The 6774-nt window shown below is 67.2% G+C and carries 6 protein-coding genes; 3 read left to right on the forward strand and 3 right to left on the reverse strand.

The annotated features are described in order from the left end of the window. Positions 1 to 50 precede the first annotated feature (50 nt). Together LGM56_RS34325 and LGM56_RS34330 are read left to right on the forward strand one after the other, a co-directional pair. Entirely contained in the window at positions 51 to 890 is an 840-nt protein-coding gene (locus LGM56_RS34325) for a polyphosphate kinase 2 family protein (RefSeq protein ID WP_226207999.1), read from the forward strand. Positions 891 to 930: 40 nt separating this feature from the next. After that, complete coding sequence (locus LGM56_RS34330) at positions 931 to 1704, forward strand: exodeoxyribonuclease III (protein WP_226208000.1); 774 nt, start codon at positions 931 to 933, stop codon at positions 1702 to 1704. A gap of 123 nt (positions 1705 to 1827) precedes the next feature. Here the strand turns inward: LGM56_RS34330 and LGM56_RS34335 are convergent, their stop codons facing one another. After that, positions 1828 to 2880 carry an NAD(P)-dependent alcohol dehydrogenase gene (locus tag LGM56_RS34335; RefSeq protein ID WP_226208001.1) on the reverse strand — a complete coding sequence of 351 codons (1053 nt, stop codon included), beginning with the start codon at positions 2878 to 2880 and terminating at the stop codon, positions 1828 to 1830. 227 nt (positions 2881 to 3107) lie between these two features. On the opposite strand from LGM56_RS34335, the gene LGM56_RS34340 reads away from it, so the two are divergent. Further along, the gene (locus tag LGM56_RS34340) at positions 3108 to 4052 is read left to right on the forward strand and encodes an AraC family transcriptional regulator (RefSeq protein ID WP_226208002.1); all 945 of its coding nucleotides are present in this window, start codon (positions 3108 to 3110) and stop codon (positions 4050 to 4052) included. A gap of 30 nt (positions 4053 to 4082) precedes the next feature. On the opposite strand, the gene LGM56_RS34345 is transcribed toward LGM56_RS34340, so the two are convergent. Further along, positions 4083 to 5120, reverse strand: coding sequence for a M48 family metallopeptidase (locus LGM56_RS34345; RefSeq protein ID WP_226208003.1), 1038 nt, complete (start codon positions 5118 to 5120; stop codon positions 4083 to 4085). Next, complete coding sequence (locus tag LGM56_RS34350; RefSeq protein ID WP_089426578.1) at positions 5110 to 6531, reverse strand: AmpG family muropeptide MFS transporter; 1422 nt, start codon at positions 6529 to 6531, stop codon at positions 5110 to 5112. The genes LGM56_RS34345 and LGM56_RS34350 overlap by 11 nt, the downstream gene beginning before the upstream one ends. Between the last annotated feature and the right edge of the window lie 243 nt (positions 6532 to 6774).

Raw genomic sequence — 6774 nt, forward strand, 5'->3', positions numbered from 1 at the left:
GTTTGGTGGATGCGTTATCGTATGCACTACAGCGTCCAACGGAGGAACGAATGGCGAAACAACCGTCGCTCGACGATTTCCGCGTGCCGTACTGCACGCGCGAGAAGGAAGCCGCAGCATTCAAGCTCGATGCGTTCGACCCGGCCGCGAAGCCGTTCTCGTCCGGTTCGAAGGACGACGACCGCGCACGGCTGTCGGCCGTGTCGACCGAGCTCGACGTGCAGCAGGAGCGCCTGCACACGCAGCAGAAGAAGCGCGTGCTGCTCGTGCTGCAGGGGATGGATACCAGCGGCAAGGACGGCACCGTGCGCGCGGTGTTCCGCGAGGTCGATCCGCTCGGCCTGCGCGTCGTGCCGTTCAAGGCGCCCACGCCGATCGAGGCCGCGCACGACTTCCTGTGGCGCGTGCATGCGCAGGTGCCGGCCGCGGGCGAGCTCGCGATCTTCAACCGCAGCCACTACGAAGACGTGCTCGTGCCGCGCGTGCTCGACCTGATCGACACGAAGGAATGCGAGCGCCGCTACCGGCAGATCCGCGATTTCGAGACGATGCTGGTCGAGAACGGCACGACGATCATCAAGTGCTTCCTGCACATCTCGAAGGACGAGCAGCGCGCGCGGCTGCAGGCGCGTATCGACGATCCGGCCAAGCACTGGAAGTTCGACATCTCCGATCTCGACGCGCGCAAGCACTGGGACGCGTACCAGTCCGCCTACCGCGACGCGCTCGCCGCGACGTCCGCCGAGCATGCGCCGTGGTACGTGATCCCGGCGAACTCGAAGACGCACCGCAACGTGATGATCGCCGAGCTGCTGCTGCGCACGATGACCGACATGAAGCTGGAATTCCCGCCGCCGAAGCCCGAACTCGAAGGCGTGAAGATCCGCTAAGCTGCCCCCCTGAAAAACATCGAACTGAACGGAATCCGACATGATGCGAGTGATTACCGCCAACCTGAACGGCATCCGCTCCGCCGCGAAGAAGGGCTTCTTCGAGTGGCTCGGCGAACAGAACGCCGATTGCGTGTGCGTACAGGAAATCAAGGTCTCGGCCGACGACCTGCCCAGCGAATTCGTCGAGCCGCACGGCTTCAAGAGCTATTTCCACCACGCCGAGAAGAAGGGCTACAGCGGTGCGGGCGTGTACAGCCGCCGCGAGCCCGATGACGTGATCATCGGCTTCGGCAGCAGCGAATTCGATGCCGAAGGGCGCTATGTCGAGGCGCGCTACGGCAAGCTGTCGGTCGTGTCGGTGTACGTGCCGTCCGGCTCGAGCGGCGAAGAGCGCCAGCAGGCGAAGTACCGCTTCATGGACGAGTTCATGCCGCACCTCGCCGCGCTGAAGAAGAAGCGCGAGGTGATCCTGTGCGGCGACGTGAACATCGTCCACAAGGAAATCGACATCAAGAACTGGAAGAGCAACCAGAAGAATTCGGGCTGCCTGCCGGAAGAGCGCGAGTGGCTCACGAAGCTGTTCGACGATGTCGGCTATGTCGACGTGTTCCGCACGCTCGATCCGCGCCCGGAGCAGTACACGTGGTGGAGCAACCGCGGCCAGGCGTATGCGAAGAACGTCGGGTGGCGGATCGATTACCAGATCGCGACGCCGGGTATCGCCGGCACCGCGAAAAGCACGTCGATCTTCAAGGACATCAAGTTCAGCGACCATGCGCCGCTGACGGTGGACTACGACTACAAGAAGTGATGTTCCGCGAGTGACGTTCCGCGCTGCGCCGCGCGCGCAGCAGCCGGAGGCGAAAACGGGCCGCATGTCGAACATGCGGCCCGTTTCGTTTGGAGCGGCGATCGTGCGTGTCGCCTTCGGCGCTTACTGCTTGATCGACGCCATGTCGATCACGAACCGGTACTTCACGTCGCTCTTCAGCATCCGCTCGTAGGCCGCATTGATCTGCTGCATCGGAATCGTTTCGATATCCGACGTGATCCCGTGCTCCGCGCAGAAGTCGAGCATCTCCTGCGTTTCCGCGATCCCGCCGATCAGCGAGCCGGCGAGGCGGCGGCGCTTGAAGATCAGGTTGAACACCTGCGGCGACGGATGGTCGTGCTCCGGCGCGCCGACCAGCGTCATCGTGCCGTCGCGCTTCAGCAGGTGCAGGAACGGGTTCAGGTCATGCTGCGCGGCGACCGTGTTCAGGATGAAGTCGAAGCTGTTCAGGTGCGCGTTCATCTGCGCCTCGTCCTTCGAGATCACGACTTCGTGCGCGCCGAGCCGCTTGCCGTCCTCGATCTTCGACGGCGACGTGGTGAACAGCACGACGTGCGCCCCCATCGCGCGCGCCAGCTTCACGCCCATGTGGCCGAGGCCGCCGAGCCCGACGATACCGACCTTCTTGCCGGGGCCGACGTTCCACTGCCGCAGCGGCGAGTAGGTCGTGATCCCCGCGCACAGCAGCGGCGCGGCGCCGGCCGGGTCGAGCGTCTCGGGCACGCGCAGCACGAACGCCTCGTCGACGACGAGCTGCGTCGAATAGCCGCCGAACGTGATGTCGCCCGTCACGCGATCCTGGCCGTTGTAGGTGCCGACGAAGCCGTTTTCGCAATATTGCTCGAGGCCTTCTTCGCAGCTCGCGCAGGTGCGGCACGAATCGACGAGGCAGCCGACGCCGACCAGCTCGCCGACCTTGAAGCGCGTCACATCCGGGCCGGTCGCGGTCACGCGGCCGACGATTTCATGGCCCGGCACGACCGGATAGATCGTGTTGCGCCATTCGTTGCGGGCCTGGTGCAGGTCCGAGTGGCAGACGCCGCAGTAGAGGACGTCGATCTGGACGTCGAGGTCGCGCAGCGCGCGACGCTGGAATTCGAACGGGGCGAGCGGCGAGCGCGAATCGGTCGCCGCGTAGGCATAGGTAGTGCTCATGCGATGGGCTCCTTGTCCGGAAAGCATCCGGCGAAACAGACTGCCGTCGCATCATGTGGCGATGCGGCGAGGCAGGACGTCATCGTAAGGAGCGCGGCGCCGCAGTGAAATACCCGAAGGTCTGGAAGATTTGCCTATTCCTCTCGAACTGCATGCAAACAGCCGTCAAAACACGTTCAAGGTGCTACATTGCGAGCCAGATTCTCTTGCCGGACAGGACCACGCAGATGAGCTTCGAGCCCCTTTTCACCGACACGGGCGATCGTGTGCAGCGCCGCATGGTCGAGCTGCATACGCGCCTCGCGCCGAACGAGGGCGACACGCTCGCGGCGCTCGACGGCGTGCGCTTCATCCGCGTGAGCCGTCCGGCGCCGCGCATGCCCGTGTTGTACGAGCCGAGCATCGTCGTCGTGTGCCAGGGGCGCAAGCTCGGCTATCTCGGCGAGCGTTCGTTCGTGTACGACGCGCAGCAGTATCTCGTGCTGTCGGTGCCGCTGCCGTTCGAATGCGAGACCTTCGCGAGCCAGGACGAGCCGTTTCTCGCGATCTCGATCCGCGTCGATCTCGCGGTGATCGCCGAGCTCGCGATCCTGCTCGACGAGACGCTCGGTGCGCCCGTCAGCGAGCCGCTCGGCGTGGATTCGACGCCGCTCGACGCGCCGCTGGCGGATGCCGTGCTGCGACTGCTCGAAGCGCTCGCGTCGCCGCACGACACGCGCGTGCTGGGCCCCGCGATCATGCGCGAGATCGCGTATCGGGTGCTGACGGGCGAGCAGGGCGACGCGATCCGCGCGGCGCTCGTCCAGCAGCATCACTTCGGCCGCATCGCGAAGGCGCTGCGGCGCATCCATGCGGACCTGAAGGCCGATCTCGACGTCGAGACGCTCGCGCGCGAGGCGGGCATGAGCCTCGCGGTGTTCCACGCGCAGTTCAAGCACGTGACGGCGACGTCGCCGATGCAGTACGTGAAGGCCGCGCGGCTGCACCAGGCGCGGCTGATGATGGTGCAGGACGGCGTCGGCGCCGGTGCGGCGGCCTTGCGTGTCGGCTATGCGAGCGCGTCGCAGTTCAGCCGCGAGTTCAAACGGCTGTTCGGCCGCAGCCCGGGTGACGAGGTGCGCTGGATGCGCGAAAGCGGCGCCCGGCCGGTCGCGGCGGAGGTGGATGGGTAGGGCGGCGTCGCGAGCGGCCGCGCGGGTCGCTCAGCGCCGCACGACCTTGCGCCGCTGCGCGCTGATGCCCGCGTAGTCGGGCAGTGTGTCGACGCGTTTGCCCACGGCCTTCGCGTACAGCGGCATGAGATCCGGCAGGCGGTTCAGCAGGTCCTGACGGCGGGCGGTGCTGTACGGGTGCGTATAGATGAAGCCCGTTGCCTTGTTGCCACGTGTCGCGACCGCGAGCTTGTCCCACAACGTGATCGCCGCGCGCGGATCGAAGCCCGCACGGGCGGCGATGTCGCCGCCGATCACGTCGGCTTCGGTCTCGTCGGTCGGGTCGTAGTGGAGCGACTGCAGGCGTTCGCCGAGATTCAGTGCCTGCGGCAGCGGCTCGCCGACGCCGAACAGCGGCGGCAACGTGGCCGCGCGCAGCGACGTCTGCGAGGTCGCGCTGAAGTTGCTGCGCGCGTGTTCGCGCAGCGCATGCGCGATGCCGTGCGCGAGCAGTACGCCGAGCTCGTCGTCGTTCAGGCGGACGCGGTCGAGCAGGCCGCCGTACACGAGCACCTTGCCGCCCGGCAGGCAGGTCAGGCGAATGTCGCGCGAGCGGATCACGTTGACGTCCCACGCCCAGCTCTTCACGCGGTCGTTCCATTTCACCGAATACGGCGCGAGCTTCGCGACGATCGCGCGCAGGCGCTTCACGCGCGGCTGGTTCGCCGGCAGCAGGCGGTTGCTGTCGGCGGCCGCCTGCACGATCTGCGCGTATTCGTTCGCGGTGAGCTGCTCGAGCAGCGGCGACGGGATCAGCGTGCGGAAGGCAATGGCGTCGCCGTAGCGGACCTGCTGCGATGTCTGCGCATACGCCTTCGTCGATGCGGCGGCGCCGGTCGGCTGCGCGGGTTCGGCGGTGGGCGGCTGAGCAGGGGCGGCGGGCGTTGAATTCGCCGACGGTGAAGCAGCGGCCGGCGCGGAGCCTGCGGCGGTGTCGGTCGCATGGGCGAACCCCGCGGCGAGCGCCGCGGCGCCGACGCTCAACGAAGCCGCAACGCGCGCGAGGCGGTGCAGGCCGTTACTGCGCACGGCTGGCCTCGCCATTGCGGGCGGTCCCGTTCCACGGCGCGATCTTGAACAGCAGCAGCATGCCGGGAATCGCGAGCGCGGTGCACACGATGAAGTAGTCGAACCAGCCGATCTTCGCGACGATGAAGCCGCTCGCGGCCGACGCGAGCGTGCGCGGCACCGACGCGAGACTCGTGAACAGCGCGAACTGCGTGGCCGTATAGCGCGGGTCGGTCGTGCTCGCGATGTACGCGACGAACGCGGCCATCGTCAGGCCGGTGGTGAAGGTTTCGACGCCGTAGACGAGCGCGAGCGCGACCGTCATCGGGCTGAATTGCGGGGTGACCGCAATGCCGAACACCGACAGCACCGACGCGATCGCATGGCTCGTCGATACGGTGAAGTCGTAGAGCACCGCGAGCACGGGCGAGCCGGGGCCGAGCTGCGCGAGCCACGCGAAGCCGAGCGTCGACACCATCTGCAGCGCGCCGAAGATCCACAGCCCGCGGCCGATGCCGATCTTCACGAGCCAGACGCCGCCGATGATGCCGCCGGCGACGCTCGCGACGAGCGCGGTGGTCTTCGCGACGATGCCGATCTCGGTGCGCGAGAAGCCGATGTCGAGGAAGAACGACGTCGACAGCGTGGTGGCCATCGTGTCGCCGATCTTGAACAGGAAGATGAACGCGATGACGAGCAGCGCGCCGGCCCAGCCGTCGCGCTGGATGAATTCGCGGAACGGCAGCACGATCGCGTCGCGCAGGTTGCGCGGCGGCGCGCCGATCACTTCGGGCTCGCGCACCACGAGCGTCATCAGGATGCCAGGCAGCATGAACGCGCCGGTGAGCGCGAACACGACGTCCCACGGCAGGTGGTCGGACAGGATCAGCGCCAGCGAGCCGGGAATCAGCGCGGCGAGCTTGTACGCATTCACGTGGATCGCGTTGCCGAGGCCCTGCTCGGTGTCGCGCAGCAATTCGCGGCGGTACGCATCGATCACGATGTCGGCGCTTGCGCCGAAGAACGCGACGAGCGTGGTGAGCGCGGCGACCGTCCAGATCGAGTCGCGCGGCGACACGAAGCCGAGCGCGGCGATCGCGCCCGCGACCAGCAGCTGCGTGAGCAGCAGCCAGCCGCGCCGGCGGCCCGGCCGCCAGCCGGGCAGGCGCGGGACGTAGCGGTCCATCAGCGGCGCCCACAGGAACTTCCACGTGTACGGGAACTGGATCAGCGCGAACAGGCCGATTTCCTTCAGGTTCACGCCCTCGGAGCGCAGCCAGGCCTGCACGAGGTAGACGAGCGTGAAGAGGGGCAGACCCGACGTGAAACCGAGGAACACGCAGATCAGCATGTGCGTGTTCAGGTAGGCGCGCCAGCCGGGGTGATCCTCGTGAGCGGTGAGTGCGGGCGCCTCGTGTGGCGTTTTCGACATGGACTGGAACTGGATAGCGTTGACTGATTGCGGCGGCAGCGCAGGCGGCGGCGCGGGTCGTGCAGCGGCGGGGGGGGGGGGGGGGGGGGGGGGGGGGGGGGGGTGGGGGGGGGGGGGGGGGGGGGGGGGGTGGAAATATCGAGCGTGGCGGGGTGGTGCGGAGGCCGTCGAGTGTGTACTGACACTGCGCGGAGACAATCGACCGGAAATGCTCCGCAAGGTGGCGGCAGAAAGCAAAAAGCC

This window comes from Burkholderia sp. AU38729 (assembly GCF_020419725.1).
Classification (GTDB): domain Bacteria; phylum Pseudomonadota; class Gammaproteobacteria; order Burkholderiales; family Burkholderiaceae; genus Burkholderia.

What these genes read in the sequence shown, in the direction of transcription:
- LGM56_RS34340 (WP_226208002.1), top strand. Translation starts at nt 3,108, where the DNA reads ATGAGCTTCGAGCCCCTTTTCACCGACACGGGCGATCGTGTGCAGCGC.
- LGM56_RS34350 (WP_089426578.1), bottom strand. Translation starts at nt 6,531, where the DNA reads ATGTCGAAAACGCCACACGAGGCGCCCGCACTCACCGCTCACGAGGAT.
- LGM56_RS34335 (WP_226208001.1), bottom strand. Translation starts at nt 2,880, where the DNA reads ATGAGCACTACCTATGCCTACGCGGCGACCGATTCGCGCTCGCCGCTC.
- LGM56_RS34330 (WP_226208000.1), top strand. Translation starts at nt 931, where the DNA reads ATGATGCGAGTGATTACCGCCAACCTGAACGGCATCCGCTCCGCCGCG.
- LGM56_RS34325 (WP_226207999.1), top strand. Translation starts at nt 51, where the DNA reads ATGGCGAAACAACCGTCGCTCGACGATTTCCGCGTGCCGTACTGCACG.